General features: G+C 65.5%; 18 protein-coding genes, 2 tRNA genes and 1 riboswitch. Of the genes, 16 read left to right on the forward strand and 4 right to left on the reverse strand.

Annotated features, from left to right (window positions below; translation table 11 throughout):
- Positions 1-5 precede the first annotated feature (5 nt).
- Positions 6-79: transfer RNA gene (locus tag FBY30_RS16020), tRNA-Gly, on the reverse strand.
- 131 nt (positions 80-210) lie between these two features.
- Between FBY30_RS16020 and FBY30_RS16025 the strand changes: the two genes are divergently transcribed.
- The 6 genes from FBY30_RS16025 to FBY30_RS16050 all read left to right on the forward strand — a co-directional run bounded on the left by FBY30_RS16025 (position 211) and on the right by FBY30_RS16050 (position 5,390).
- Positions 211-285 (forward strand) — tRNA-Pro (locus FBY30_RS16025).
- A 76-nt stretch (positions 286-361) separates the two neighbouring features.
- The gene (tig, locus tag FBY30_RS16030; protein WP_142133617.1) at positions 362-1,753 is read left to right on the forward strand and encodes a trigger factor; all 1,392 of its coding nucleotides are present in this window, start codon (positions 362-364) and stop codon (positions 1,751-1,753) included.
- Positions 1,754-1,985: 232 nt separating this feature from the next.
- Positions 1,986-2,609: an ATP-dependent Clp protease proteolytic subunit gene (locus FBY30_RS16035; protein WP_142135333.1), complete on the forward strand. Its 624-nt coding sequence runs from the start codon at positions 1,986-1,988 to the stop codon at positions 2,607-2,609.
- Between the two features lie 37 nt (positions 2,610-2,646).
- Entirely contained in the window at positions 2,647-3,306 is a 660-nt protein-coding gene (locus tag FBY30_RS16040; RefSeq protein ID WP_142133618.1) for an ATP-dependent Clp protease proteolytic subunit, read from the forward strand.
- A gap of 174 nt (positions 3,307-3,480) precedes the next feature.
- Positions 3,481-4,761, forward strand: coding sequence for an ATP-dependent Clp protease ATP-binding subunit ClpX (gene clpX / locus FBY30_RS16045; RefSeq protein WP_142133619.1), 1,281 nt, complete (start codon positions 3,481-3,483; stop codon positions 4,759-4,761).
- 14 nt (positions 4,762-4,775) lie between these two features.
- On the forward strand, positions 4,776-5,390 hold the full coding sequence (locus FBY30_RS16050; protein WP_142133620.1) for a mycothiol-dependent nitroreductase Rv2466c family protein: 615 nt from the start codon (positions 4,776-4,778) through the stop codon (positions 5,388-5,390).
- 340 nt (positions 5,391-5,730) lie between these two features.
- On the opposite strand, the gene valS is transcribed toward FBY30_RS16050, so the two are convergent.
- Positions 5,731-8,352 carry a valine--tRNA ligase gene (gene valS, locus FBY30_RS16055; RefSeq protein ID WP_142133621.1) on the reverse strand — a complete coding sequence of 874 codons (2,622 nt, stop codon included), beginning with the start codon at positions 8,350-8,352 and terminating at the stop codon, positions 5,731-5,733.
- An 82-nt stretch (positions 8,353-8,434) separates the two neighbouring features.
- Between valS and FBY30_RS16060 the strand changes: the two genes are divergently transcribed.
- Together FBY30_RS16060 and FBY30_RS16065 are read left to right on the forward strand one after the other, a co-directional pair.
- Positions 8,435-8,806: a DUF488 domain-containing protein gene (locus tag FBY30_RS16060; protein WP_142133622.1), complete on the forward strand. Its 372-nt coding sequence runs from the start codon at positions 8,435-8,437 to the stop codon at positions 8,804-8,806.
- Between the two features lie 18 nt (positions 8,807-8,824).
- Positions 8,825-9,583, forward strand: a complete 759-nt coding sequence (locus FBY30_RS16065; RefSeq protein ID WP_142133623.1) for an SDR family oxidoreductase — start codon at positions 8,825-8,827, stop codon at positions 9,581-9,583.
- Between the two features lie 46 nt (positions 9,584-9,629).
- On the opposite strand, the gene FBY30_RS16070 is transcribed toward FBY30_RS16065, so the two are convergent.
- Positions 9,630-10,628, reverse strand: a complete 999-nt coding sequence (locus tag FBY30_RS16070) for an endonuclease/exonuclease/phosphatase family protein (RefSeq protein WP_142133624.1) — start codon at positions 10,626-10,628, stop codon at positions 9,630-9,632.
- A 429-nt stretch (positions 10,629-11,057) separates the two neighbouring features.
- Between FBY30_RS16070 and ileS the strand changes: the two genes are divergently transcribed.
- The 4 genes from ileS to ndk all read left to right on the forward strand — a co-directional run bounded on the left by ileS (position 11,058) and on the right by ndk (position 16,686).
- Positions 11,058-14,375, forward strand: coding sequence for an isoleucine--tRNA ligase (gene ileS / locus FBY30_RS16075; protein WP_142133625.1), 3,318 nt, complete (start codon positions 11,058-11,060; stop codon positions 14,373-14,375).
- Positions 14,376-14,378: 3 nt separating this feature from the next.
- On the forward strand, positions 14,379-15,737 hold the full coding sequence (locus tag FBY30_RS16080; RefSeq protein ID WP_142133626.1) for a bifunctional folylpolyglutamate synthase/dihydrofolate synthase: 1,359 nt from the start codon (positions 14,379-14,381) through the stop codon (positions 15,735-15,737).
- A gap of 2 nt (positions 15,738-15,739) precedes the next feature.
- Positions 15,740-16,204 carry a DUF4233 domain-containing protein gene (locus FBY30_RS16085; RefSeq protein ID WP_142133627.1) on the forward strand — a complete coding sequence of 155 codons (465 nt, stop codon included), beginning with the start codon at positions 15,740-15,742 and terminating at the stop codon, positions 16,202-16,204.
- Between the two features lie 65 nt (positions 16,205-16,269).
- Complete coding sequence (ndk, locus tag FBY30_RS16090; protein WP_142133628.1) at positions 16,270-16,686, forward strand: nucleoside-diphosphate kinase; 417 nt, start codon at positions 16,270-16,272, stop codon at positions 16,684-16,686.
- 98 nt (positions 16,687-16,784) lie between these two features.
- On the opposite strand, the gene FBY30_RS16095 is transcribed toward ndk, so the two are convergent.
- The gene (locus FBY30_RS16095; protein WP_142133629.1) at positions 16,785-17,453 is read right to left on the reverse strand and encodes a vitamin K epoxide reductase family protein; all 669 of its coding nucleotides are present in this window, start codon (positions 17,451-17,453) and stop codon (positions 16,785-16,787) included.
- A gap of 438 nt (positions 17,454-17,891) precedes the next feature.
- On the opposite strand from FBY30_RS16095, the gene FBY30_RS16100 reads away from it, so the two are divergent.
- From FBY30_RS16100 to rpmA, 4 genes are all read left to right on the forward strand, one after another.
- Positions 17,892-21,341, forward strand: a complete 3,450-nt coding sequence (locus FBY30_RS16100) for an Rne/Rng family ribonuclease (protein ID WP_142133630.1) — start codon at positions 17,892-17,894, stop codon at positions 21,339-21,341.
- Positions 21,342-21,522: 181 nt separating this feature from the next.
- Positions 21,523-21,619, forward strand: a riboswitch (TPP riboswitch).
- Positions 21,620-21,626: 7 nt separating this feature from the next.
- Positions 21,627-23,147, forward strand: coding sequence for a bifunctional hydroxymethylpyrimidine kinase/phosphomethylpyrimidine kinase (gene thiD, locus FBY30_RS16105; RefSeq protein ID WP_142135336.1), 1,521 nt, complete (start codon positions 21,627-21,629; stop codon positions 23,145-23,147).
- 336 nt (positions 23,148-23,483) lie between these two features.
- Positions 23,484-23,792, forward strand: coding sequence for a 50S ribosomal protein L21 (rplU, locus tag FBY30_RS16110; RefSeq protein ID WP_141946370.1), 309 nt, complete (start codon positions 23,484-23,486; stop codon positions 23,790-23,792).
- 62 nt (positions 23,793-23,854) lie between these two features.
- A complete protein-coding gene (gene rpmA, locus FBY30_RS16115) occupies positions 23,855-24,118 on the forward strand; it encodes a 50S ribosomal protein L27 (protein ID WP_009372867.1) in 264 nt (87 codons plus the stop codon).
- Positions 24,119-24,190 lie beyond the last annotated feature (72 nt).

Genomic DNA, 24,190 nt, shown 5'->3' on the forward strand with positions numbered 1-24,190 from the left:
TGTTCTGGAGGGGACGACGGGAATCGAACCCGCGTAATCAGTTTGGAAGACTGAGGCTTTACCATTAAGCTACGTCCCCGAAGGAAGATCCGTTTTTCGCGGAAACTCCGGGCTGGCTGTTCAAGCCGGATACAACTAAACCTAATCCATGGCCTACGTGTCAAATGTGCAATCGCGACGCGTATCACCGTAGACTTGCCTGTGCACTTACGGGGTGTAGCTCAGCTTGGCTAGAGCGCCTGCTTTGGGAGCAGGAAGTCGCAGGTTCAAATCCTGTCACCCCGACTCTGCGGCCAGGACCAGTAGGCCTGGACACAATGCGTTGCAGAAACCCATCCCACAACCCAGGAGTACTTAGACCGTGAAGAGCGCTGTCGAGAACCTCACCCCCACGCGGGTCAAGCTCAATGTTGAGGTCCCCTTTGAGGAACTGAAGCCCAGCATCGACTCGGCCTACAAGACTGTTGCCTCGCAGATCCAGGTCCCCGGGTTCCGCAAGGGCAAGGTTCCCGCCAAGCTCATCGACCAGCGCGTCGGCCGTGGCTACGTCCTGGAAACGGCCATCAACGAGGGCCTCAACGGCTGGTACCAGGCTGCCGTGCAGGAGTCCGGCATCCGCCCCCTGAGCCGTCCCGAGGTGGAAATCACCGAGGTGCCCGATCCCTCCGCAACCGACGGCGGCCTGAAGTTTGCCGCCGAGGTGGACGTCCGCCCCGAAATCGAACTCCCGGATTACGCCGGCATCGAGGTCCAGGTTGCGGCTGCGGAATCATCCGAAGCCGACGTGGACAAGGCCCTTGACGAACTGCGCGGCCGCTTCGGCACCCTGAAGTCCGTTGACCGTCCCGCTGTCGACGGTGACTTCCTCACCATCGACATCACCGCCACCATCGACGGCGAAGAGGTTGACTCCGCTGCCGGCCTGTCCTACCAGGTTGGCGCCGGGACCATGCTCGAGGGCATGGACGAAGCCGTCACCGGCCTCAGCGCCGATGAGGACGCCATCTTCGACACCACCCTGGTGGGCGGTGACCACGCCGGCGAAGCAGCCCAGGTCAAGGTAGTGGTCAAGGCCGTCAAGGAACGCGAACTGCCCGAGGCGAACGATGACTTCGCCCAGCTCGCCTCCGAGTTCGACACCCTTGCCGAGCTGCGTGAAGACCTCGCCAAGCAGGCGGCCGACTCCAAGATCGTGGAGCAGGGCGTTGAAGCCCGCGACAAGGTCCTGGACAAGCTGGTGGAACTCGTTGAGGTTCCCGTTCCGGATTCCGTCGTCGAAGAGCAGCTCGAAGCGCATTTCCAGGAGGGGAACGGCCACGGAGACGGCGAGCACGACACCGAGGAGCACCGCGAAGAGGTCCGCGCTAACACGGCCCGCGCCTTCCAGAACGAAATCATCCTCGACGCCATCGCCGAAAAGGAAGAAGTCAACGTCAGCCAGAACGAGCTGATCGACTACATCGTCACCACGGCCAGCCAGTACGGCATGGACCCCAACCAGTTCGCGCAGATCATCGACCAGAGCGGCCAGGTGCCCATGATGGTGTCCGAGGTCCGCCGCCGCAAGGCACTGGCCGTCGTCCTGGGCCAGGCCACGGTGACCGACACCGAGGGCAAGGCAGTGGACCTGAGCGACTTCGTCCGCCCCGGCGGCGAGGAAGCTCCCGCAGCCGATGCTGAGTCGACCGAAGCTGACGCCGCTGAGACCGAGGTTGTCGAAGCCGAGGACGCCACGGCAGAGGCCAAGGCCTAGTCCCCACCGACCCGCAGCACGGCCCCTGGATCACTCCGATCCGGGGGCCGTTCGCGTTGAAGCTGTAACAACGCACCGCGGATTCGACGATCGTGCGCCGTCAGCGAACAGCCGTCAGTGCGCGAACAAAACACCGGCGAAACCGGTTAGTGTCCAAGTAGTGATTTTCAGTGATGTCACCGTCACCAGTGAGAGGTAAGTAAACATGTCACAGCACTCAGAGGCCCCCCGGATGGCGACCGTCGATCCTGCAGCCCAGGACAACTACATTTACAACCGCCTTCTCAAGGAGCGGATCATCTGGCTGGGCTCGGAGGTGCGTGACGACAACGCCAACGCGATCTGCTCGCAGCTGCTCCTGCTCTCGGCCGAGAACCCGGAAAAGGACATCTACCTCTACATCAACTCGCCCGGCGGCTCCGTCACGGCAGGCATGGCCATCTACGACACCATGCAGTTCATCCCCAACGACGTCGTCACCGTCGCCACCGGCCTTGCCGCTTCCATGGGCCAGTTCCTGCTCTCGTCGGGCACCAAGGGCAAGCGCTACGCCACCCCCAACGCCCGCGTGCTGATGCACCAGCCCTCCGGCGGCATCGGCGGTACCGCCTCCGACATCAAGATCCAGGCCGAACTCATCCTGCACATGAAGAAGGTCATGGCGGAACTGACCGCTGAACAGACCGGCCAGACCGTGGAAACCATCCTCAAGGACAACGACCGCGACAAGTGGTTCACTGCCACAGAGGCCCTTGAATATGGTTTCTTCGACAAGATCGCCGCGCACGCCGGCTCCGTGTCAGGCGGCGGTGGAACGTCCAACGGTTCCTCCGGCGAATCCGACTCCCAGAGCTAACCGGCATCCAGAACCCCTTCGATCAGGAGCAAACACAATGAACTACAACTTCGGGTGGTCAGCCGGCAATCTTCCGTCCAGCCGCTACGTACTGCCGCAGTTCGAGGAACGCACCCCCTACGGCTTCAAGCGCCAGGACCCGTACACCAAGCTCTTCGAGGACCGCATCATCTTCCTCGGCGTGCAGGTGGACGACGCTTCCGCTGACGACATCATGGCGCAGCTGCTGGTCCTGGAGTCCACGGACCCGGACCGCGACATCACCATCTACATCAACTCGCCGGGTGGCTCCTTCACGGCCATGACGGCCATCTACGACACCATGCAGTACATCCGCCCCGAGATCCAGACCGTTTGCCTGGGCCAGGCGGCCAGCGCGGCTGCAGTCCTGCTGGCGGCTGGTACCCCCGGCAAGCGGCTTGCCCTGCCCAACGCCCGCGTCCTGATCCACCAGCCGGCACTGTCCGGCGGCCAGGGCGGCCAGGCCTCCGACCTGGAGATCCAGGCGGCAGAGGTCATGCGCATGCGCTCCTGGCTTGAGGACACCTTGGCGCAGCACTCCGGCCGCACGTCGGAGCAGGTCAACAACGACATCGAGCGCGACAAAATCCTCACCGCGGATGAGGCCCAGGCATACGGCCTCATCGACCAGGTGCTTGATTCACGCAAGATCAAGCCTCAGGCAATCACGAGGTAGCAGTACGGAAAGCCGGTGCGGCCCAGTTCATTTGGCCGCACCGGCCTTTTCTTTCCACCCTTGGGGCCGAATGTGACCTAGAGTGGATGGTGTCACAATCCGGTCCGCGCTGGTCCGGAAGATTTCAGCAACGGTGCAGGGCTGCCTGGCAGCGGGATACTAAGGGGTTCACATATGGCTCGGATTGGCGAGAGCACGGATCTGCTGAAGTGCTCTTTCTGTGGAAAGAGCCAGAAGCAGGTGCGCAAGCTCATTGCCGGGCCCGGTGTTTACATCTGCGATGAATGCATCGAGTTGTGCAACGAAATCATCGAAGAGGAGCTGGCGGAGGTCGCCGACCTCGGCAGCTTCGAATTGCCCAAGCCCCGTGAAATCTTTGACTTCCTCCAGGAATACGTCATCGGCCAGGAGCCTGCCAAGCGCTCCCTCGCCGTCGCGGTTTATAACCACTACAAACGAATCCAGGCAGGCCATGCGCCAAAGTCCGGGAGCCTGGGGGAGGGCGGGCATCACGACGACGTCGAAATCGCCAAGTCCAACATCCTCCTCATCGGCCCCACCGGGTGCGGCAAGACCTACCTCGCCCAGACCCTTGCCCGGCGCCTGAACGTTCCGTTCGCGGTGGCGGACGCCACCGCCCTCACCGAGGCCGGCTACGTGGGTGAGGACGTGGAGAACATCCTCCTCAAACTCATCCAGGCCGCGGACTACGACGTCAAGAAGGCCGAACAGGGCATCATCTACATCGACGAGATCGACAAGATCTCGCGCAAGAGCGAGAACCCCTCCATCACCCGTGACGTCTCCGGCGAGGGTGTGCAGCAGGCGCTCCTAAAGATCCTGGAGGGCACCGTGGCCTCCGTCCCGCCGCAGGGCGGACGCAAGCACCCGCACCAGGAATTCATCCAGATCGACACCACGAACGTCCTGTTCATTGTCGCCGGCGCCTTCGCAGGCCTGGAGGAAATCATCGGGTCCCGCTCCGGCCGCAAGGGCATCGGTTTCGGTGCCCCGCTCAACGAGGCCAGCAAGAAGGTGGACTCCTACGGCGAGGTCATGCCGGAGGACCTGCTGAAATTCGGGCTGATCCCCGAATTCATCGGCAGGCTCCCCGTGATCACCACGGTGTCCAACCTGGACCGGGACGCCCTGATCCAAATCCTTTCCACCCCCAAGAACGCCTTGGTGAAGCAGTACCAGAAGATGTTCCAGATCGACGGCGTGGAACTGGTCTTTGATGACACCGCCCTGGAAGCCATCGCCGACCAGGCACTGGAGCGCGGCACCGGTGCCCGCGGCCTCCGAGCCATTCTCGAAGAGGTCCTGCTTCCTGTGATGTTCGATCTTCCCAGCCGCGAGGACGTTGCCAGCGTAGTCATCACCGAAGACGTGGTCCTGCGGGGAGCCGAACCCACCATGATTCCGCACGTGGCCAAGCGCCGTAAGTCTGCCTGACCGAGAGGACCTTCGTGACTTCACCTGCCAAGAACAAAGCCGATTTCTGGTTCGACCCCCTGTGCCCGTTCGCCTGGGTCACCTCCCGCTGGATCGGCGAGGTGGAAAGCGTCCGCGACATCGAGACCGAGTGGCACGTGATGAGCCTTGCCGTCCTGAATGAGGGACGCGACCTGGACCCCGGTTACCGCGAGTCCATGGACAACGCCTGGGGCATGGTCCGGGTGATCATCGCCGCCAGGGAAGAGCAGGGGCCGCAGTTCATCAAGCCGCTCTATGATGCCATGGGCAACCTGATCCACAACCAGGGTATGAAGGACCGCTCCGCGGTCATCACCAAGGCGCTTGCTGAATGCGGCCTTCCGGCCTCGCTGGCTGATGCCGCCAACACCGATGCCTACGACCAGCAGTTGCGGGCCAGCCACGAGGAAGGCATTTCGCTCGTGGGCCAGGATGTCGGCACCCCTGTGGTTGCCTTCAATGGAACCGCCTTTTTTGGTCCCGTCCTGACCCGCATTCCGCGGGGCGAGGAAGCCGGGCGCATCTGGGATGCCACCACGACGATCGCCGGTTACCCGCACTTCTTCGAGCTGAAGCGCAGCCGCACCGAAAGCCCCGAATTCGACTGACCGGCGGACGCCCGGCCACCAAAACCGGAAAGCCAAGGGCCCCGGGAAAACTACCAAAATGTAGTTTTCCCGGGGCCCTTGCACGTGGTCCTGGGCGGGAGAACAATTGTTCTTACCACTTCGAAAGAAGGGGACGCAGGAGCCAAAGATTCAGTGATATGTAGTTGACGCAGCCATCGGCAAAGTTGCTGCAAGCTACCAGTGACGGGGTAGTAAGACCTGAAGATCAGCGGATCCTGCCAGACCATCAGAGCACGTCACCGGATGGCCGAAACAGTCGAAGCCCCACCAACGGCAAAACGCTGATGGGGCTTCCCCTGTGTCCGGAAACCTTCGAGTGTCAGGCCTTGGCAGGCTCGTCGCTCGGTGCAAGGGCAACGTCGGTCACTGCAAGGTCGCCGTCACCCACCGCCAAAGTGATCTCACGGGCGTTTGACGCCGCTTGCAAGTCAGCCAGCCCGGCCTGCAGCTGTGCCGTCAGCGCCTCAGGGGCGGTGATGGTTGCGGACAGCACTTCGGTGCGCTGCTTGACCTTGGCCTCCGACTTAGCCTTGCGGACGCCGCTTAGGGCCACGCCAACGGTTGCCAGCATGGTGGTGTCCCCGCCGGGGATCTCCAGCGCAGCCGGCCATTCGGCGCGGTGCACGGATCCGTTGCGCCACCAGCTCCACACTTCCTCCGTGGCGAACGGGAGGAACGGGGCGAAGAGCCGCAGCAGGGTGTCCAGGGTGGTGGCCAAGGCAGCCAGCACGGATGCCTGCTCCGCTTCGCCGGCGGCGCCGTAGGCGCGGTCCTTGATCAGCTCCACGTAGTCGTCCGTGAATTGCCAGAAGAAGGTCTCCGTCAGCTGCAGGGCGCGTGCGTAGTCGTAGTTGTCGAACGCCTTGGTGGACTGTGCCACGACGTCGGCCAGCTGGGCCAGCAGTGCCCGGTCCAGGGGATTGGTAAGGACGCCGAGGTCCTGGGTGAGCACGGAGTTTTCCGTGGCGCCGAGGTTCAGCACGAACTTGGAGGCGTTCAGCAGCTTGATGGCCAAGCGGCGGCCAATCTTCATCTGCGCGATCTCATAAGCGGTGTCCGCGCCCAGCCGAGCGGAGGCAGCCCAATAGCGGACCGCATCCGAACCGTACTCGTTCAGGACATCGGTGGGCACCACCACGTTGCCCTTGGACTTGGACATCTTCTTGCGGTCCGGGTCCAGGATCCAGCCGGAGATGGCCGCGTGCTTCCAGGGCGCGCACTTCTGGAGTGCGTCGCCGCGGACCACGGAGGAGAACAGCCAGGTGCGGATGATGTCGTGGCCTTGGGGGCGGAGATCGAACGGGAAGACCTTGGCGAACAGGTCCTCGTCCCGGCTCCAGCCGCCTACGATCTGCGGGGTCAGGGATGATGTGGCCCACGTGTCCAGGACGTCCGCGTCGCCCGTGAAGCCGTTGGGCTGGTCGCGCTGTGCCTCGTCGAAGCCGGGGGCGGCATCGGCCGCGGGGTCAACCGGCAGCAACTCGTCGGGGGGCAGGATGGGGTTGTCGTAGTCAGGGTTGCCCTGGGCATCTAGCGGGTACCAGACCGGGATGGGCACGCCGAAGAACCGCTGGCGGGAAACCAGCCAGTCACCGTTCAGGCCGGCGATCCAGTTCTCGTAGCGGGAGCGCATGAAGGACGGGTGGAAGTCGATCTCCTTGCCCCGGCCGATGAGGCGTTCGCGGCGGTCCTCGTCGCGGCCGCCGTTGCGGATGTACCACTGGCGGGACGTAACCACTTCCAGGGGCTTGTCGCCCTTCTCGAAGAAGTTCACGGGGTGGGTGATTTTCTTCGGTTCGCCGTCCAGCAGGTCCGCTTCCTTGAGCAGTTCCACCACGGCTTCCTTGGCAGAGAAGGCAGTCTTGCCGGCGATGGCCGCGTACGCCTGCTTGCCGGCTTCGCTGGTGATCCAGTCCGGGGTTTCGGCGATGATGCGGCCGTCACGGCCCATGATGGGGCGGGTGGGAAGCTGCAGCTCACGCCACCAGGTGACGTCGGTCAGGTCGCCGAAGGTGCACACCATGGCAATGCCGGACCCCTTGTCCGCCTTGGCCAGCGGGTGGGCCTTGACCTCGAGCTCTACGCCGAAGAGCGGGGACTTCACCGTCTTGCCGAACAGCGGCTGGTAACGCTCGTCGTCGGGGTTTGCCACGAGCGCTGCACAGGCTGCCAGCAGCTCCGGGCGGGTGGTTTCGATGAAGACCTTGTCGCCGTCTTCGGTGAAGAAGGGGTAGCGGTAGTAGGCGCCGGGGACGTCGCGGTCCTCCAGTTCGGCCTGGGCGACGGCGGTGCGGAAGGTGACATCCCACAACGTGGGCGCTTCGGCCATGTAGGCGTCGCCGGCGGCCAGGTTGGCCAGGAAGGCGCGCTGGGACACTGCCCGGGAGGTGTCATCGATGGTGCGGTAGGTGAGGTCCCAGTCCACGGAGAGGCCCAGGGTCTGGAACAGGTTTTCGAAGACTTTCTCGTCCTCGACGGCCAGTTCCTCGCACAGTTCAATGAAGTTTTGGCGTGACACAACGTCGAAGTCGCGCTGGTTCTTCGCGGGCTGCGCCGGCGGCCGGTAGTCGGCGTTGTAGGGGATGGCGGGATCGCAGCGGACGCCGTAGTAGTTCTGGACACGTCGTTCGGTGGGCAGGCCGTTGTCGTCCCAGCCCATCGGGTAGAAGACGTTCTTGCCGGTCATGCGCATGTAGCGGGCCTGGACGTCCGTCTGGGTGAAGGAGAACATGTGCCCCACATGCAGGGATCCCGACGCGGTGGGCGGGGGAGTGTCGATCGAGTAGACCTGCTCCCGGGTGGTGTCGGGGTTGAACTTGTAGGTTCCCTCGGCAAGCCAGCGCTGGGTGAGCGCCGTTTCGAGGCCTTCGAGGGCCGGCTTGTCCGGAACGTTGATGGGGGCGGTGGTGGGCGTGTCTGTACCCTGAGTGTCTTCAGCCATTGGGCAATTCTTTCATGCCGGCTTGCATCCCACCCAACCCGTCCGGCCCCGACGGCGCGCGGGCGCGGGTAGCATGCGCCCTATGGGCGATATCCAAGGCACCTTCAGAGTGAAGCGCATCTATGGACCGCCGGCGGACGACGACGGCGTCCGGGTGCTGGTGGACCGGCTCTGGCCCCGTGGGATGCCCAAGGAAGGTGCCGCCGTCGACCTCTGGCTCAAGGACGCTGCACCGTCCACGGAGCTGCGCAAGGAGTTCAACCACCGCCCCGAGCGGTTTGCCGAATTCAGCGAACGCTACCGGCTGGAACTGGATCACAACCCGGCAGTGGAGACCCTGCTGGAACTGGCTGCCGCGCACCCCCGCGTCACCCTTCTCTACGCCGCCCGCAACACGGAGGAAAACAATGCACGGGTCCTGCTTGAGTACCTCCAAGGACGTCCGGCCGGCTGATCCCGCTAGGGTGGTGCCATGACGAAGGACTTGCAGAAAAAGGCAGCACTGGTAACCGGCGCGAGCAGCGGAATCGGGGAGGCGGCAGTGCGTGCGCTGCGCGCCGACGGCTGGACGGTTTTCGCCGTAGCGCGCCGCGCCGAACGCCTGGCGGCTCTGGAAAGCGAATCCGGCGCCATCGCGATTCCCGCAGACATTGCAGAGGACGACGACGTGTCCCGGGTGCTCGCGCAGGTCACCGAGGCGGGCGGCATTGACACGCTGGTCAACATTGCCGGCGGCGCGCGCGGCGCTGACAAGGTGGGCGACGCCAGCACGGCCGACTGGGAGTGGATGTACCGCGTCAACGTCCTGGGCACCATGAAGCTCACCCGGGCCTTCCTCCCGATGCTGCGGGCCACCGGCGAAGGAACGGTGCTGAACCTGACCTCCACCGCGGGCCTGGATGCCTACGAGGGCGGCGGTGGCTACAACGCCGCCAAGTTCGGCCAGCACGCCCTGACCAACGCGCTGCGGTTGGAGGAAGCCGAGCACAACCTGCGTGTCATCGAGGTAGCGCCGGGCCTGGTGCAGACCGAGGAGTTCGCCCTGAACCGCTTGGGGGACCCGCAGGCCGCCGGCAAGGTGTACCAAGGCGTGGAGAAGCCGTTGACGGCGGAGGATGTGGCCGACGTTGTCCGCTACGCCGTCACCGTCCCGCACCACGTCAACCTGGACCAGATCGTCATCCGGCCGGTGGCGCAGGCCGCCAACTATAAGCTCATCCGGAAGGGCTAAGCGGACCAGGGCAAACCGTGCCAGGAGGAAGTGCCGCCGGGAAGAACTAGGGACCCTGGATATGCAGGGTTGCCACCACTGCTGCGTGGTCCGTGTCGGCAACCCGGTGGACGGAGTATCCCGAGCCCCTGATGTCCGGGCTGGTCACCAGGTGGTCGAGCGTAATTCCGGGCAGGCGGTATCCGCGCATCGGCCAGGTGGGCACCAGCCTGCTTCCCAACGAGCCCGCTACGTCCACCAGGGTCCGGCCGGCGCCCTGTCCTGCCAGCAGGGCCCGGAACTCCCGGTGGTCGAAGGTGGCGTTGAAGTCTCCCGCCAGCAGCAGGGGCCCGGAACCGTTGTCCGACCTGGCCACGGTGGCCAGGTCGCTGCGCCACTGATGGAGGCCGTTGCCTACCGGTGCCAGGGTATGGACGGCCACCACCTGCAGTTTGCCGGGGCCGATGTTTAGACGGGCAACCGACATGGTGAACTGGGTGCCGGGGAGCACGCCGGCATCCTCGAGGTTGTACCGGGAGTAGATGGCAGTGCCGCCGGCGCCATCCCTGGCATGGGCAACCCGATGTGGAAGCAGCGCGTCCAGCCCTTCGGTTGTAAGCCTTCGTCCCAGTTGGGGCGTGTACTCCTCGATGGCCAGCAGCTCCACGCGTTCTTCACGAACCAGGGCCACGATGCCGGCGGCGTCCGCGCCGCCCAACTCCGCGTTGATGCTCATGGCAACCAGGGACGCCCGGGCCCCTGCAGCCTCGGCAGCAGGTTCCCTGACATCCAGTGGGAAAAGCCAGAACGCCTGGCAACCCAGCAAAGCCGCGGCCACCGCCTGCTGCCACCGTCTCCGTCCCAGGAAGGCAAGAAGCAGGGCTGCGGCCGCCGGCACCGCGAACCAGGGCGTGAACGCAACGAGCTGGACCGCCGGCAGGGGCCAATCGGCAGGGACGGCGCGAATGACTGACACCGCCGCAACCGGCAGGGCAACCGGAATGAACAGCCATCTGCAGGCCGTGGTTGCACGCCGACCCCAGGCGGGGTGGCCGGAAGCTGCCATGAAGCGAGTCTAGGCAATGCGCGAGTCCCCGTCAGCCCCGGGTGCGGGGCTGCTCCTTTGCACTGGCATCCATAGGGAAGGGCAACGTGGACCCGACCCGTGCGGCTCGTGCTGAATGGCACTGGAGCTGCCGCGATAGTAGACTCTGGAGTGGCTATGACCCGGCAATCACCGGTGAGCTTCCGGAAGAACCCGCGGCCGCGACCTCCAAGGTCCGTCGCGTCAGTAGAACCGGACGGGTAAGCCCGTCACAGCAGTAATGAGAGGCCGGGGCATCAGGGTTCCTTTGGGAACATGCGGCGCCGGTAAGTGAGGTGGTACCGCGGTGGGCGTGACGTCTTAGGGACGGCACGGCAGCCGTCCTCGCATCCTGAACGGAACGTCCGGCCGCTGCCGGGGGTTCACCGCGCTCAACCCAGGATGTCGAACATGACGTTTTACCCCAAGGCCTCAGCCTCCAGCACTTCCTCCAACGGCAGCGCCGGCGTTTCTGCCTCCGTGAAGTTCCCGGAGATCGAAGAGCGCATCCTGAAGTACTGGGACCAGGACGGCACCTTCCAGGCCAGCGTCGACCAGCGCAGCGCCGACGTTCCCGGCGGTGAGCCGGGCAGCAACGAGTTTGTGTTCTACGACGGCCCGCCCTTTGCCAATGGCCTGCCGCACTACGGCCACCTCCTGACCGGTTACGCCAAGGACCTGGTGGGCCGCTACCAGACCCAGCGGGGCAAGCGCGTGGAGCGCCGGTTCGGCTGGGACACCCACGGCCTGCCCGCCGAGCTCGAGGCGATGAAGCAGCTGGGGATGACGGATAAGACCCAGATCGAAGCCATGGGCATCGACAAGTTCAATGACGCCTGCCGCGCCTCGGTGATGAAGTATGCCGACGAATGGCGCAGCTACGTTACCCGCCAGGCCCGCTGGGTGGACTTCGACAACGACTACAAGACGCTCAACGTCGAGTACATGGAATCGGTCCTCTGGGCGTTCAAGCAGCTGCACGACAAGGGCCTGACGTACAACGGCTACCGCGTCCTTCCATACTGCTGGAAGGACGAAACCCCGCTGTCCAACCACGAGCTGCGCATGGACGACGACGTTTACAAGAACCGCCAGGACCAGACCGTCACCGTCACGTTCCCCATCCTTCCGGGGGAGTCGGAGCTGTCCAGGGAGCTTGCCGGCGTGCAGGCCCTCGCCTGGACCACCACCCCCTGGACGCTGCCCACCAACGCCGCGCTCGCCGTCGGGCCTTCCATCACGTACGCCGTGCTGCCCGCCGGACCCAACGGCATCAAAGCCGCCTCTGCCGACGCCCCTGTCACCGGCAGCTTCCTGCTCGCCGCGGACCTGCTGGGCAGCTACGCCAAAGACCTCGGCTACGACAGCTTCGAGGACGCGGCAGCCGCCGTCGTGGCCACCTACGCCGGTTCCGAACTCGAAGGCCTCGAGTACCAGCGGCTCTGGGACGACTTCGCCGACAACGAGAAGTACGGCATGGAGAACGCCTGGCGCTTCGTGGTGGCCGACTACGTCACCACCACGGACGGCACCGGCATCGTCCACCAGGCGCCCGCCTACGGTGAAGACGACCAGAAAGTCTGCGAGGAGGCGGGTATCCCCGTGGTGCTCTCCGTCGACGAAGGCGCGCGGTTCCTGCCGCTGTTCAAGCACGGCGACCTTCACGGGATCGTGGGCCTGCAGGTCTTCGAGGCCAACAAGCCGATCACGCAGGTGCTGCGGGCCCAGGGCCGGCTGGTGCGCCAGGCCAGCTACGAGCACAGCTACCCGCACTGCTGGCGCTGCCGCAACCCGCTGATCTACCGCGCGGTGTCCTCCTGGTACGTGGAGGTCACCAAGTTCAAGGACCGCATGTCCGAACTGAACCAGGAGATCAACTGGATCCCCGGCAACGTGAAGGACGGCCAGTTCGGCAAGTGGCTGGAAAACGCCCGCGACTGGTCCATCAGCCGCAACCGGTTCTGGGGCAGCCCCATCCCCGTGTGGCAGTCGACGGATCCCGAATACCCGCGCACCGACGTCTACGGCTCCCTCGCCGAGATCGAGGCCGACTTCGGCCGCCTGCCGCTGAACAAGGACGGCGAGGTGGATCTGCACAGGCCGTTCATCGACGAGCTCACCCGGCCGAACCCGGACGACCCCCGTACGCCCGAAGAGGGCCAGTCCGTGATGCGCCGAGTGGAGGACGTCCTGGATGTCTGGTTCGACTCCGGCTCCATGCCGTACGGTCAGGTACACTACCCGTTCGAGAACGAGGCCTGGTTCAACACCCACAACCCGGCCGACTTCATCGTCGAGTACATCGGCCAGACCCGCGGCTGGTTCTATATGCTGCACATCCTCTCCACCGCGCTTTTCGACCGGCCCGCGTTCCGCAACGTCATCAGCCATGGCATCGTGCTGGGCTCCGATGGCCAGAAGATGTCCAAGAGCCTGCGCAACTACCCGGACGTGTCGGAAGTCCTTGACCGGGACGGTTCCGACGCGATGCGCTGGTTCCTGATGTCCAGCCCCATCCTGCGCGGCGGCAACCTCATCGTCACCGAACAGGGCATCCGCGACGGCGTGCGCCAGGTCATCCTGCCGCTCTGGAACGTCTACAGCTTCTTCGCCCTGTACACCAATGCCGCCAACGGCGGCGCGGGATACGAAGCCAAGCTTCGCTACGAGGGCTACCGGGACACCCTGGACCAGTACCTGCTGGCCAACACCGGCGACCTGGTCCGCAGCATGACCGCCCAGCTGGACACCTATGACATCTCCGGAGCCTGCGACTCGCTGCGCAGCTACCTGGACATGCTCACCAACTGGTATGTCCGGCGGAGCCGCCAGCGGTTCTTCGACGAGGACCAGGACGCCTTCGATGCCCTGTACACCGCCCTGGAAACCGTCACGCGTGCCGCGGCGTCCCTGCTGCCTCTGGTGTCCGAGGAGATCTGGCGCGGCCTGACCGGCGGCCGGTCCGTGCACCTTGCCGACTGGCCGGACGCGGACCTGTTCCCGGCCAACCCGTCCCTGGTGGAAGCCATGGACCGGGTCCAGCAGATCTGCTCCACCGGCTCCTCGCTGCGCAAGGCAGCGAACCTGCGGGTGCGCCTGCCGCTGCAGGAACTCACCGTCGTGGCACCCGGCGCGGACGCGCTGGAAGGTTTTGCCGCCGTCGTCGCCGACGAACTCAACCTCCGTTCCGTCCGCCTCCTGGACGCCGCCACCGCTTCGCCCGAGGAGTTCGGCATCCAGCAGAAGCTGGTGGTCAACGCCCGGGCCGCCGGCCCGCGCCTGGGCAAGAACGTCCAGCTGGCCATTAAGGGCTCCAAGTCCGGCGACTGGTCAGTGGACGACGACGGTGTGGTCACCGCCGGGGGCCTCCAGCTGGAGCCCCAGGAGTACACGCTGGAGACCGTGGTGGCGGAGTCCGAGGGCGGTTCGGCCGCTGTTGCCGTGCTGCCCGGAGGCGGGTTCGTGGTCCTCAACACCGAGGTCACGCCGGAGCTTGAAGCCGAAGGACTGGCCCGCGACATGGTCCGCGCCATCCAGCAGGCGCGCAAGGACGCCGGACTGAACGTGAGCGACCGGATCCGGACGTCCGTCACCGCACCGCAGAACGTGGTGGATGCCCTGCTGGCCAACGCCGCACTCGTCAAGGGCGAAACGCTGACGGTGGACCTGGACGCCCAGGCAGGCACCGCGGCTGAACCCGCCGTCGCCGTTGAAAAAGTGGAGGCCTAGGACATGACCGACGAATTTTCCGTGGAAAGCGTCTACGCCGAGCTGCTGGGACGGGCGCCGGAAAACAAGATGGAGCCCCGGCTGGCGCCGCTGTTCCGCGCCATGGATGTCCTCGGGGAGCCCAATAAGGCGTACCCGATCATCCACGTGACCGGAACCAACGGCAAGACCTCGACGTCGCGGATGATCGAGTCCGTGCTCCGCGCCCACGGACTGAGCACGGGCCGGTACACCAGCCCGCACCTGTCCAAGGTCACGGAGCGGATCAGCATCGACGGCCACCCGGTGCCGGACGAAACGTTCGTCAGGATCTGGGACGAAATCCGGCCCTACCTGCAGATCGTGGACTCCGAACTCGAGGCCGAGGGCCAGCCGCGGCTGACCTACTTCGAGTGCCTCACGATCCTGGGCTTCGCCATCTTCGCGGACCAGCCCGTCAATGTGGCCATCATCGAAGTGGGCCTGGGCGGCATCACGGACGCCACCAATGTCGGCGACGGCCAGGTCTCGGTGGTGACGCCGATTTCGCTGGACCACACCGACCTCCTGGGGGACACCACTGAGGACATTGCCCGCGAAAAGGCCGGCATCATCAAGCCCGGCGGGTACCTTGTCAGCGCTGCCCAGCCCCTCGACGCGGCGCAGGTACTGCTGGAGAAGGCCAAGGAAGTGGGCGTGCCGTTCCGCTTCGAGGGCGTGGAGTTCGGCGTCGAGTCCCGCACGGTGGCCGTTGGCGGACAGGTGGTGACCATCCAGGGCATCGCCGGCCGCTACCCGGACCTGCTGGTGCCGCTGCACGGCGCACACCAGGCACAGAACGCAGCCGTGGCGGTTGCCGCCCTGGAGGCATTCTTCGGCGGCGAAAAGGAACTCGACTTCGAGGTCCTGCAGGAAGGCTTCGCGGCCGTCACGTCCCCGGGCCGGCTGGAGGTGGTCCGGACCGCGCCCACCATCATCGTGGACGCCGCCCACAACCCCGACGGCATCAAGGCTTCGGCCGCCGCGCTGCAGGAAGCGTTCACGTTCACCCGCCTGGTTCCGGTGGTCGGCGTACTCAAGGAGAAGGACGCCGAGGAGATCCTCCGTGAACTCAGGGAATCCCTGGGCGACATGGCGTCGGAGTACTGCTTCACCCAGTCCAACTCGCCGCGCGCCGTTCCGGCCGCCGAGCTCGCCGAGCTTGCGGTGGACCTCGGCTTTGGCGAGGACAACGTGCACATCGCCGAGAAACTGGACGACGCACTGGAATGGGCCGTTGAGCGGGCCGAAGCCAACGACGACCTCTCCGGCGGCGTGCTGGTCACCGGATCGATCACCCTGGTGGCGGAAGCACGCATCCTGCTCGGCAAGACGGAGGCGTAGGCATGGCCAAACTGACCAAGGCACAGCGGGAATGGCGTCCCGGGATGCCGAAGAAGCGCCGGTCCACCAAGGTGATGTTCGCCTCCACGGTGCTGCTCCTGGAAGCGTTCGTCATGTTCTTCGCCACCCTGGTGGTGTTCGGCCTGCGGCGCGGGGAATTTCCGCCGGCGCTGATCCTCGGCGTGGGCATTGCCCTCAGCGCGGTCATGGTCTTCGCCTGCGCGGTCCTCAACAAACCCTGGGGGATTGGATTGGGCTGGATCCTGCAGCTCGTCCTGATCCTCACCGGCATCTTTGAGCCGGCCATGTTCCTGGTGGGCGCGCTCTTCGCCCTGGCCTGGTGGTACGGCATCCGGACCGGCATCCGGCTGGACCGGGAAGCGGCGCAGCGTGCCCGCGAGCAGGCTGAATGGGAGGCGGCCCATCCGGACCAGGCCGCCGGCCCCGCCCAGCCCCAGTCCCCGTAGGCGCGTCCCCGTTCGCCGGCCCCCGTAGACTTGTCCCGAAACCCCACCAACGCATTGGAGCAGTTGTGACTACAGAGCGCACCCTCGTCCTGATCAAGCCCGACGGCGTCGCCCGTAACCTGACGGGCGCCATCCTGGCCCGCATCGAAGCCAAGGGCTACAGCCTGGTTGAGCTGAAGAAGGTTGATGCCACCCGTGAACTGCTGGAGCAGCACTACGAGGAGCACGTTGGCAAGCCGTTCTACGAGCCGCTGGTGGAGTTCATGCTCAGCGGGCCCGTGGTGGCTGCCATCTTCGAAGGCCACCGCGTCATCGAGGGCTTCCGCTCGCTGGCCGGCACCACGGACCCCACGACGGCGGCACCCGGCACCATCCGCGGCGACTTCGGCCGGGACTGGGGCCTGAAAGTCCAGCAGAACCTGGTACACGGCTCCGACTCAACCGATTCCGCCGAGCGCGAGATCAAGATCTGGTTCAACTAACCGGAGACTCCGCGCACTCAGAAGCCGCGAACTTACAGATAAGGCCAATGTTCTCGATGAACATTGGCCTTATCTGTCATCCGGTGGGCGGAAGGGGTTTAGAAGCCCGAGGTCCCCACGAAGACCTGGATGAACGCGAAGAAGATGGTGGCGATGACGGCCACGTACAGCAGGGCGGTGATGATCCAGCCGGAATCACCCAGGACACGGGCTGCGCCTGCAGGCATGGGGATGACGCCGGCGCTGATGTTCCTGATGGTGGTCCACACAAAGAGCGGAATCATGGCCGCCCAGACGATCATGCAGAAAGGGCACAGGATGTGGATTGAGTAGAGGGCCTGGGACCACAACCAGACAACGAACACAAAACCAAGCGTGACCCCTGCCTGTAGTCCCAACCAGTACCAGCGGGCGAAGGTGGCGCCCGAAAGCAGGGCCATGCCCACGGTGGTGGTGATGGCGAAGGCCACGATGCCGATGAACATGTTGGGGAAGCCGAACACCGAACTCTGCCAGGTCTGCATCACCTGGCCGCACGAGATCCAAGGGTTCACATCGCATACGGTTGCGTGGTTGGGGTCCTTGAGTACTTCGAGCTTTTCCAGGACCAGGGTTCCGGACGCAAGCCAGCCCACGATGCCCGTGATGACCAGCAGCCAGCCGAAAGGCCGGTTCCGGGCCATCCGCGGAACGGCGGCAGCCGCAGTGGCGTGGGAATCGGCGGCGCGATTCTCGTCGCGGGCGCTGACGTGGGAGATGCTGGGCATGGGTTTGGCGTCCTTTTCGTCCGGTGCTCCTCTGCCTGATTGTAACGCCGGCGCCTGAAGCCACTTCACAGGAACGGGAACAGCAGACCCTGCTTCCGCGGCGATCCAGCCCGGGTATGAGAGAATGAACGTGGCTGGAAGCCGATCCACATTCGGACTCCGGTCCGGTGGTTTGTTCCCAAGACCGCCAATGATGAGCAGGGCAGGCTTCGGATTCTTCCGGCACACCCGCAACTCCATTGGGCGGCACCTGGTTGTGGCACGCAGAACAACGGGTTTTCAGAGCATCCACCGGCTCCTACGGGCTGCCGCACCCCAACGACGGTGCGAACCTGGGAGTATCCACTTGACTTCTGTCAACGCCTGCGGGTTTTGACAATATGTGCCCCAATGGGTGCCGGATGTGGCGGTACGTCAGGGGCAGGAGTGTTGCCACATATGGACAATGATCAGGAACTGGCCGTTAACGAAGAAACAGCGGCGGGGGCTGCGGCACCCAAGAGGGCTCCACGCGCCCGCCGCAAAGTGGCCCCCAAGGCTATGGACGAGGTGACGGGAGCCGTGGCTGCGGCTCCGGAAGAAGCGGCTTCCATCCAGGCTGAAGCCACGCAGTCCGACGACGCGGAAAAGGCCCCCAAGGCTCCGGCCCGTCGCACCCGGACCCGGAAGAAGGTGGAGGTTGCGGAGACGCTGCCCACCTTCGCGGAGGAAGCCACCCCCGCTGACCAGCGTGTCGCCGCCGACGGTGCCGGCGTTGACGCCTCCGCCGGGTCGGCGGCTGCTGACGCTGCCAGCTCCGTTGCTGAGGCTGCCGCCGCCGCACCCGCTGCGGAACCAACCGCGGACGTCGAAAGCAAGCCGGTCCGCCGCCGTCGGGTAGCCACCCGCAAGGTTGCTTCCCCCGCCTCCGCCGAGCCCGCCCCCGCCGCCGCTGAAGCCGTGGTGGAAGGATCAGCAGCACCGGATGCCGCCGCACAGGAGTCAGTGCAGGAGCCGGCCGCCGCGCAGGAGACAGTTCAAGAGCCAGCCGCTGCGCAGGAGACAGTTCAGGAGCCGGCAGCCGCGCAGGCCGTGGAAACCGCCAACGGGGCGGCGCAGGAAACCCCCGCAGCGTCTAAGGGCGGCGAACCTGAAGCCGCGGCAGCGGCCAGCCCCTTCGCCTCCCTGTTCCTGGAGCCCGCTTCGCCCACCTCAGTGCTCTTCCAGGCGCCGGACCTCAGCACCGTGGTCCGTCCCGCGGCCCCCGCCGCAGAGGAGCCTGAGGAGGAGGAAACCGAAGATACGGACGATTCCTCCAACCGCCGCCGGCGCCGCAGCCGTGGCCGCAGGGGCCGCAGCCGGATCGGTGACAGGGCGGAAGAGGACAACGAGGACGGCATCGTTGATGCCGACGCCGAGGACGAAGCCGACGAGGACACCTCCGGGACGGTGGAGGACGGCGTGACGTCCCGCCGTCGCCGTCGCCGCCGCCGCGGGGACCAGGACCTTGAGCTGACGGGCGGCGGGGACGATGATCCCCCCAACACGGTGACGCGCGTGCGCGCCCCGCGGACTGTCAGCGAGGCGCCCGCCAGCAACCGCGTCACCAGTGTCAAGGGTTCCACCCGACTGGAGGCGAAGAAACAGCGCCGCCGCGAATCTCGCGACACGGGCCGCCGCCGCACGGTTATCACCGAAGCCGAGTTCCTGGCGCGCCGTGAGTCCGTGGACCGGCAAATGATCGTCCGCCAGCGCGACGACAGGATCCAGATCGCCGTCCTCGAAGACGGCGTCCTGGCCGAGCACTTTGTGTCCAAGACCCAGCAGGACTCGCTGATCGGCAACGTGTACCTGGGCAAGGTCCAGAATGTGCTGCCCTCCATGGAAGCTGCCTTCGTTGACATCGGCCGCGGCCGCAACGCCGTCCTGTACGCCGGCGAGGTCAACTGGGAGGCCGTGAACCTCGAAGGCAAGCAGCGCCGCATCGAAAACGCGCTGAAGTCCGGCGACACCGTGCTGGTCCAGGTGACCAAGGACCCCGTGGGCCACAAGGGTGCCCGCCTCACCAGCCAGATCTCGCTCCCCGGCCGTTACTTGGTGTACGTGCCCGGCGGTTCCATGACCGGCATCTCCCGCAAGCTGCCCGACGTCGAACGCAACCGCCTCAAGCGCATCCTCAAGGACCGGCTGCCCGAGCACGCGGGCGTGATTGTGCGCACCGCCGCCGAAGGTGCGTCCGAGGAAGAACTCACGCACGACATCAACCGGCTGCGCGCCCAGTGGGAAGGCATCGAAAGCCAGGCGGCGTCCACCAAGATCCTGGCCCCCGAGCTGCTCTACGGCGAACCGGACCTGACCATCAAGGTTGTCCGCGACGTCTTCAACGAGGACTTCTCCAAGCTCATCGTTTCCGGCGAGGAGGCCTGGGACACCATCGAGGCCTACGTGACCTACGTGGCGCCCGATCTGGTGGGCCGGCTCGAGAAGTGGACCAAGGACCAGGACATCTTCTCCGCCTGGCGCGTCGACGAGCAGATCCACAAGGCCCTCGAACGGAAGGTCTTCCTGCCCTCCGGCGGCTCCCTGGTGATCGACCGCACCGAGGCCATGACCGTGGTGGACGTCAATACCGGCAAGTTCACCGGCAGCGGCGGCAACCTCGAGGAAACCGTCACCAAGAACAACCTCGAAGCTGCCGAGGAAGTGGTGCGCCAGCTGCGGCTGCGCGATATCGGCGGCATTATCGTGATCGACTTCATTGACATGGTGCTCGAATCCAACCGCGACCTGGTACTGCGCCGCCTGGTCGAATGCCTGGGCCGCGACCGCACCAAGCACCAGGTTGCCGAAGTGACCTCCCTCGGCCTGGTCCAGATGACCCGCAAGCGCATGGGCACCGGGCTGCTGGAAGTCTTCGGCGAACAGTGCGAGGCCTGCGCCGGCCGCGGCGTGGTGACCCACGACGATCCCGTGGAGCACCGCCGCGCCAACGTCGTTGCCGCCGAGCACCACCACGTCCAGCGCAGCGACAACCGGCCCGAAGCCCGGCCGGAAGCCCACCGCACCGAAGGCCAGCGAACTGACAACAACCAGCCCGGCGCACGTTCGGAACGCAAGCGGCGGCGCGGACGCGGCGGCCAGCAGCCCGAAGCCGCGCCGGTGCCTGCCGTCCAGGTCCACACCGTCCACCCGGAGCCTACGGACGCCGAGCGGCATGCCAAGGCAGAAGCCACCCGGCTTGCCCTGGCAAACATCGCCGCTGCTGCCCACGCTGCGCACCTGCACGACGACGAGGTGGCGGCAACCCGGCAGGTGCCCGCAGCCCCGCCTGCGCCCGCTCCGGCAGAGGAGAAGCACGACGCCGATGCCCCCACGCGTCCCGCAGCTGTCCTGACGTTCGGCGGCGAGGAAGTCCCGCTTCCGTTCGTGGAGCACGCGGAGGAGCAGCAGCCCAAGCCGGCCCTCACCCTGGACCGGTTGGCTGAAGCATTCGCCCACCTCGGCCAGCCGGCGTCGTCCATTGAGGACGCTCCAGCCAAGACCGTCGAGGCGCCGGAGGCAGCGGAACAGCCGGCAACGGAACAGCCCGCGCCGGAAGGGCAAGCCGAAACCGGGGGAGCGGAAGCCCGCCCCGCAGTGGAAGCTCCAGCCGAAAAGGACTATTCGGACCACACGCTGGAACAGTCCCGGCAGCGCAGGCCGCGGCGCCACCGCGGCGCCAGCCGTGCCCAGGGTGCCGCGAACCAGACCGCTGTCCAGCACCACGAAAACGTCCAGGCCACTGCCGGAGGCCATTCGCACGCAGCCAAGGCCCCGGAAACGGACAAGGCACAGGCCACCGCGGAACAGGGCAAGGCGGCAGAGGAACCCATCATCCTCGGCGTCGGCGTTCCGGCCTCGGAGCTGTAAGCCGGAGGCCAGGACAGGCAGCAGCTTAGGAACATCCAGAAGTCCCCGTTTTGAGGACGTTTCCCCCATGTATTTCAAGGGGAAACGTCCACAGGGCGGGGATTCTTATATGCGGCAGCCCGGTCTCCGCTGCAGGAGGTGCTGTCACCTTTCCTGCGGACAGGCCCCAGCCGCTAGGCTGGAAACCGACACGGGGTGCCGCGCACAGGCCGGCTGAGATCCAGACCCGTTGAACCTGTCCGGCTAGTACCGGCGAAGGGATGTCTCTTGTCTTCCACCCTTTCCATGCCCCTGCCAACTGCATCCGATGCATCCGCCGCGTTGCCCGCAGGCCGGGACGTTCCGCGCGTCCTCTCCATTGCGGGCTCGGACCCGTCAGGCGGCGCAGGCATCCAGGCAGATCTGAAAAGCATCGCTGCGCACGGGGGCTATGGCATGGCCGCCATCACCGCCCTCACGGCCCAGAACACGCAGGGCGTACAGGCTGTGCATGTTCCTCCGGCCGCCTTCCTGGCCCAGCAGTTGGATGCGGTCAGTGACGACATCAGCATCGACGCCGTCAAGATCGGCATGCTGGGTGACCGGGAAGTGATCCGCACTGTGCGCGGGTGGCTCGAAAAGGTGCGTCCCGCCGTCGTGGTTCTTGACCCGGTGATGGTGGCCACCAGCGGTGACCGGCTGCTGCAGGAGTCGGCGGAAGCCGCGCTGCGGGAACTGCTGCCCCTCGCCCATCTCATCACCCCCAACCTGCCCGAACTGGCCATGCTGGTGGGCGCGGCCCCCGCCGGGGACTGGGACGAGGCACTGGCCCAGGGCCGGCGCCTGGCCAATGCCACCGGGGCAACCGTGCTGGTCAAGGGCGGGCACCTGGCAGGGGAGTACTGCCCGGACGCGCTGGTCAACACCGCGGGCCTGCTGGGACAGGATGTTGTGGAAGTCCCGGGCCACCGGATCGCCACCCGCAACAGCCACGGCACCGGCTGCTCCCTTTCCTCTGCCATGGCAACGGTGCAGGCCCGCCTGGGCGATTGGGAAGCGTCACTGCGGACGGTCAAGCCCTGGCTGGCCGGTGCCCTTGAGAACTCGGGCCTGCTGGAGGTGGGCCAGGGGAACGGACCCGTGCACCACTTCCACCACCTGCGGCCGGCACTGCAGGAAGGCGGCTTCGCGGCCAGGCTGTGGGCGGAAGCCCAGCAGGACCTCGACGATATCTATGCGCTGGACTTCATCCGCGGCCTGGCCGCCGGAGACCTGGCCGAGAAGGACTTTGCCTACTATCTGGCCCAGGACGCCCTGTACCTCAACGGTTACTCCCGCGTGCTGGCCCGCACCAGCGCCCTGGCCCCCTCTGAGGCCGAACAGCTGTTCTGGGCAGGATCGGCCCAGCATTGCCTGGAAGTGGAAACGGAACTCCACCGCTCCTGGCTCAGCACCCGGCCCGCCCAGCGCGGACTTGGCCCCGTCACGAAGGCCTACGTGGACCACCTCACCGCAGCTTCGGCGTCGGGCTCTTACGCAGTCCTCGCTGCCGCCGTCCTGCCCTGCTTCTGGCTCTATGCCGAGGTGGGGGAGAAGCTGCACGCGCAGTTCCTTGCCGCCGGCGAGCCGGACGGGCATGCCTACGCTGCCTGGCTCCGCACCTATGCCGACGAGGCTTTCGCCGAGGCCACCCGCCGGGCTATTGCCATCGTGGATGAAGCGGGGCGGAAAGCCTCCGATCATGAAAGGGCAGCGATGGTCACCGCGTTCAAGCAGTCCTGCCGCCTGGAAGTGGAATTCTTCGACGCGCCGAGGCTGCATTCCTGACGGCTGCCGGCAGCGCCGCCGCTATGATGGAGGAGCATGGTTGCGGTGCTGCCCGCCGGGTTTGTGGTTACTACCACAGCCGGGCCGCCGGAACCAGCCTCATTTGCGGCCGTGGACGGATTTAGCGTATTCTGGATCTTCGGTGCTTACGCCAACACTTGGGTTATGACCCTGGAGCAATTCGCTGTGCATAACAAGCGGACTTCTCCACCGGGACGGCTCACGGATTTCCCCGGGAAATCCACGGCGTTGAGGCACAGCGGGAACCCAGCCAATTTCTGAGCCGGGTGCCGCACGCAAATTTTGTAATAAACGTCGAGAGAAGTGAGTTCCCAAGTGGTGTACGCGATTGTCCGCGCAGGCGGCCGCCAAGAGAAGGTTTCCGTTGGAGACTTCGTTACCCTGAACCGCGTCGCCGGTGGAGCCGGCAGCACCATCGAGCTGCCCGCACTGCTCCTGGTTGACGGTGACAAGGTCACCTCCGCCGCCGCTGACCTGGCCAAGGTAACTGTTACGGCTGAAATCCTCCAGGACCTGCGTGGTCCTAAGATTGTCATCCAGAAGTACAAGAACAAGACCGGCTACAAGAAGCGCCAGGGTCACCGCCAGGAACTGACCAAGGTCAAGATCACCGGCATCAAGTAACCACCGGTTACTGTTCAGGTTTTCCAGCAGATTCCCCAGAATTTTAAAGGCAGGCATTTCAGATGGCACATAAAAAGGGCGCGAGCTCCACTCGCAACGGCCGCGATTCCAACGCTCAGTACCTCGGCGTCAAGCGCTTCGGCGGCCAGGTAGTTTCCGCAGGCGAGATCATCGTCCGCCAGCGTGGCACCCACTTCCACCCGGGCGCCGGCGTTGGCCGTGGCGGCGACGACACCCTGTTCGCACTGACCCCGGGCGCCGTTGAATTCGGCACCCGCCGCGGTCGTCGCGTGGTCAACATCGTTGCTGCTGCAGCTGCAGAGTAACATCCAGTTCTGAAGCGGTGGAGCGGGCCTGTGGGTCCGCTCCACTGTTCTTTTAACCGCATTACAATCGAT

The sequence above is a fragment of the Arthrobacter sp. SLBN-83 genome (genome assembly GCF_006715285.1).
GTDB lineage: Bacteria > Actinomycetota > Actinomycetes > Actinomycetales > Micrococcaceae > Arthrobacter.

Excerpts from the sequence above, each read along its gene's own strand:
- FBY30_RS16035 (WP_142135333.1), top strand. The coding sequence starts at position 1,986 with ATGGCGACCGTCGATCCTGCAGCCCAGGACAACTACATTTACAACCGC.
- FBY30_RS16040 (WP_142133618.1), top strand. The coding sequence starts at position 2,647 with ATGAACTACAACTTCGGGTGGTCAGCCGGCAATCTTCCGTCCAGCCGC.
- clpX (WP_142133619.1), top strand. The coding sequence starts at position 3,481 with ATGGCTCGGATTGGCGAGAGCACGGATCTGCTGAAGTGCTCTTTCTGT.
- valS (WP_142133621.1), bottom strand. The coding sequence starts at position 8,352 with ATGGCTGAAGACACTCAGGGTACAGACACGCCCACCACCGCCCCCATC.
- FBY30_RS16060 (WP_142133622.1), top strand. The coding sequence starts at position 8,435 with ATGGGCGATATCCAAGGCACCTTCAGAGTGAAGCGCATCTATGGACCG.
- FBY30_RS16065 (WP_142133623.1), top strand. The coding sequence starts at position 8,825 with ATGACGAAGGACTTGCAGAAAAAGGCAGCACTGGTAACCGGCGCGAGC.
- FBY30_RS16070 (WP_142133624.1), bottom strand. The coding sequence starts at position 10,628 with ATGGCAGCTTCCGGCCACCCCGCCTGGGGTCGGCGTGCAACCACGGCC.
- ileS (WP_142133625.1), top strand. The coding sequence starts at position 11,058 with ATGACGTTTTACCCCAAGGCCTCAGCCTCCAGCACTTCCTCCAACGGC.
- FBY30_RS16080 (WP_142133626.1), top strand. The coding sequence starts at position 14,379 with ATGACCGACGAATTTTCCGTGGAAAGCGTCTACGCCGAGCTGCTGGGA.
- FBY30_RS16085 (WP_142133627.1), top strand. The coding sequence starts at position 15,740 with ATGGCCAAACTGACCAAGGCACAGCGGGAATGGCGTCCCGGGATGCCG.
- FBY30_RS16095 (WP_142133629.1), bottom strand. The coding sequence starts at position 17,453 with ATGCCCAGCATCTCCCACGTCAGCGCCCGCGACGAGAATCGCGCCGCC.
- FBY30_RS16100 (WP_142133630.1), top strand. The coding sequence starts at position 17,892 with ATGGACAATGATCAGGAACTGGCCGTTAACGAAGAAACAGCGGCGGGG.
- thiD (WP_142135336.1), top strand. The coding sequence starts at position 21,627 with ATGCCCCTGCCAACTGCATCCGATGCATCCGCCGCGTTGCCCGCAGGC.
- rpmA (WP_009372867.1), top strand. The coding sequence starts at position 23,855 with ATGGCACATAAAAAGGGCGCGAGCTCCACTCGCAACGGCCGCGATTCC.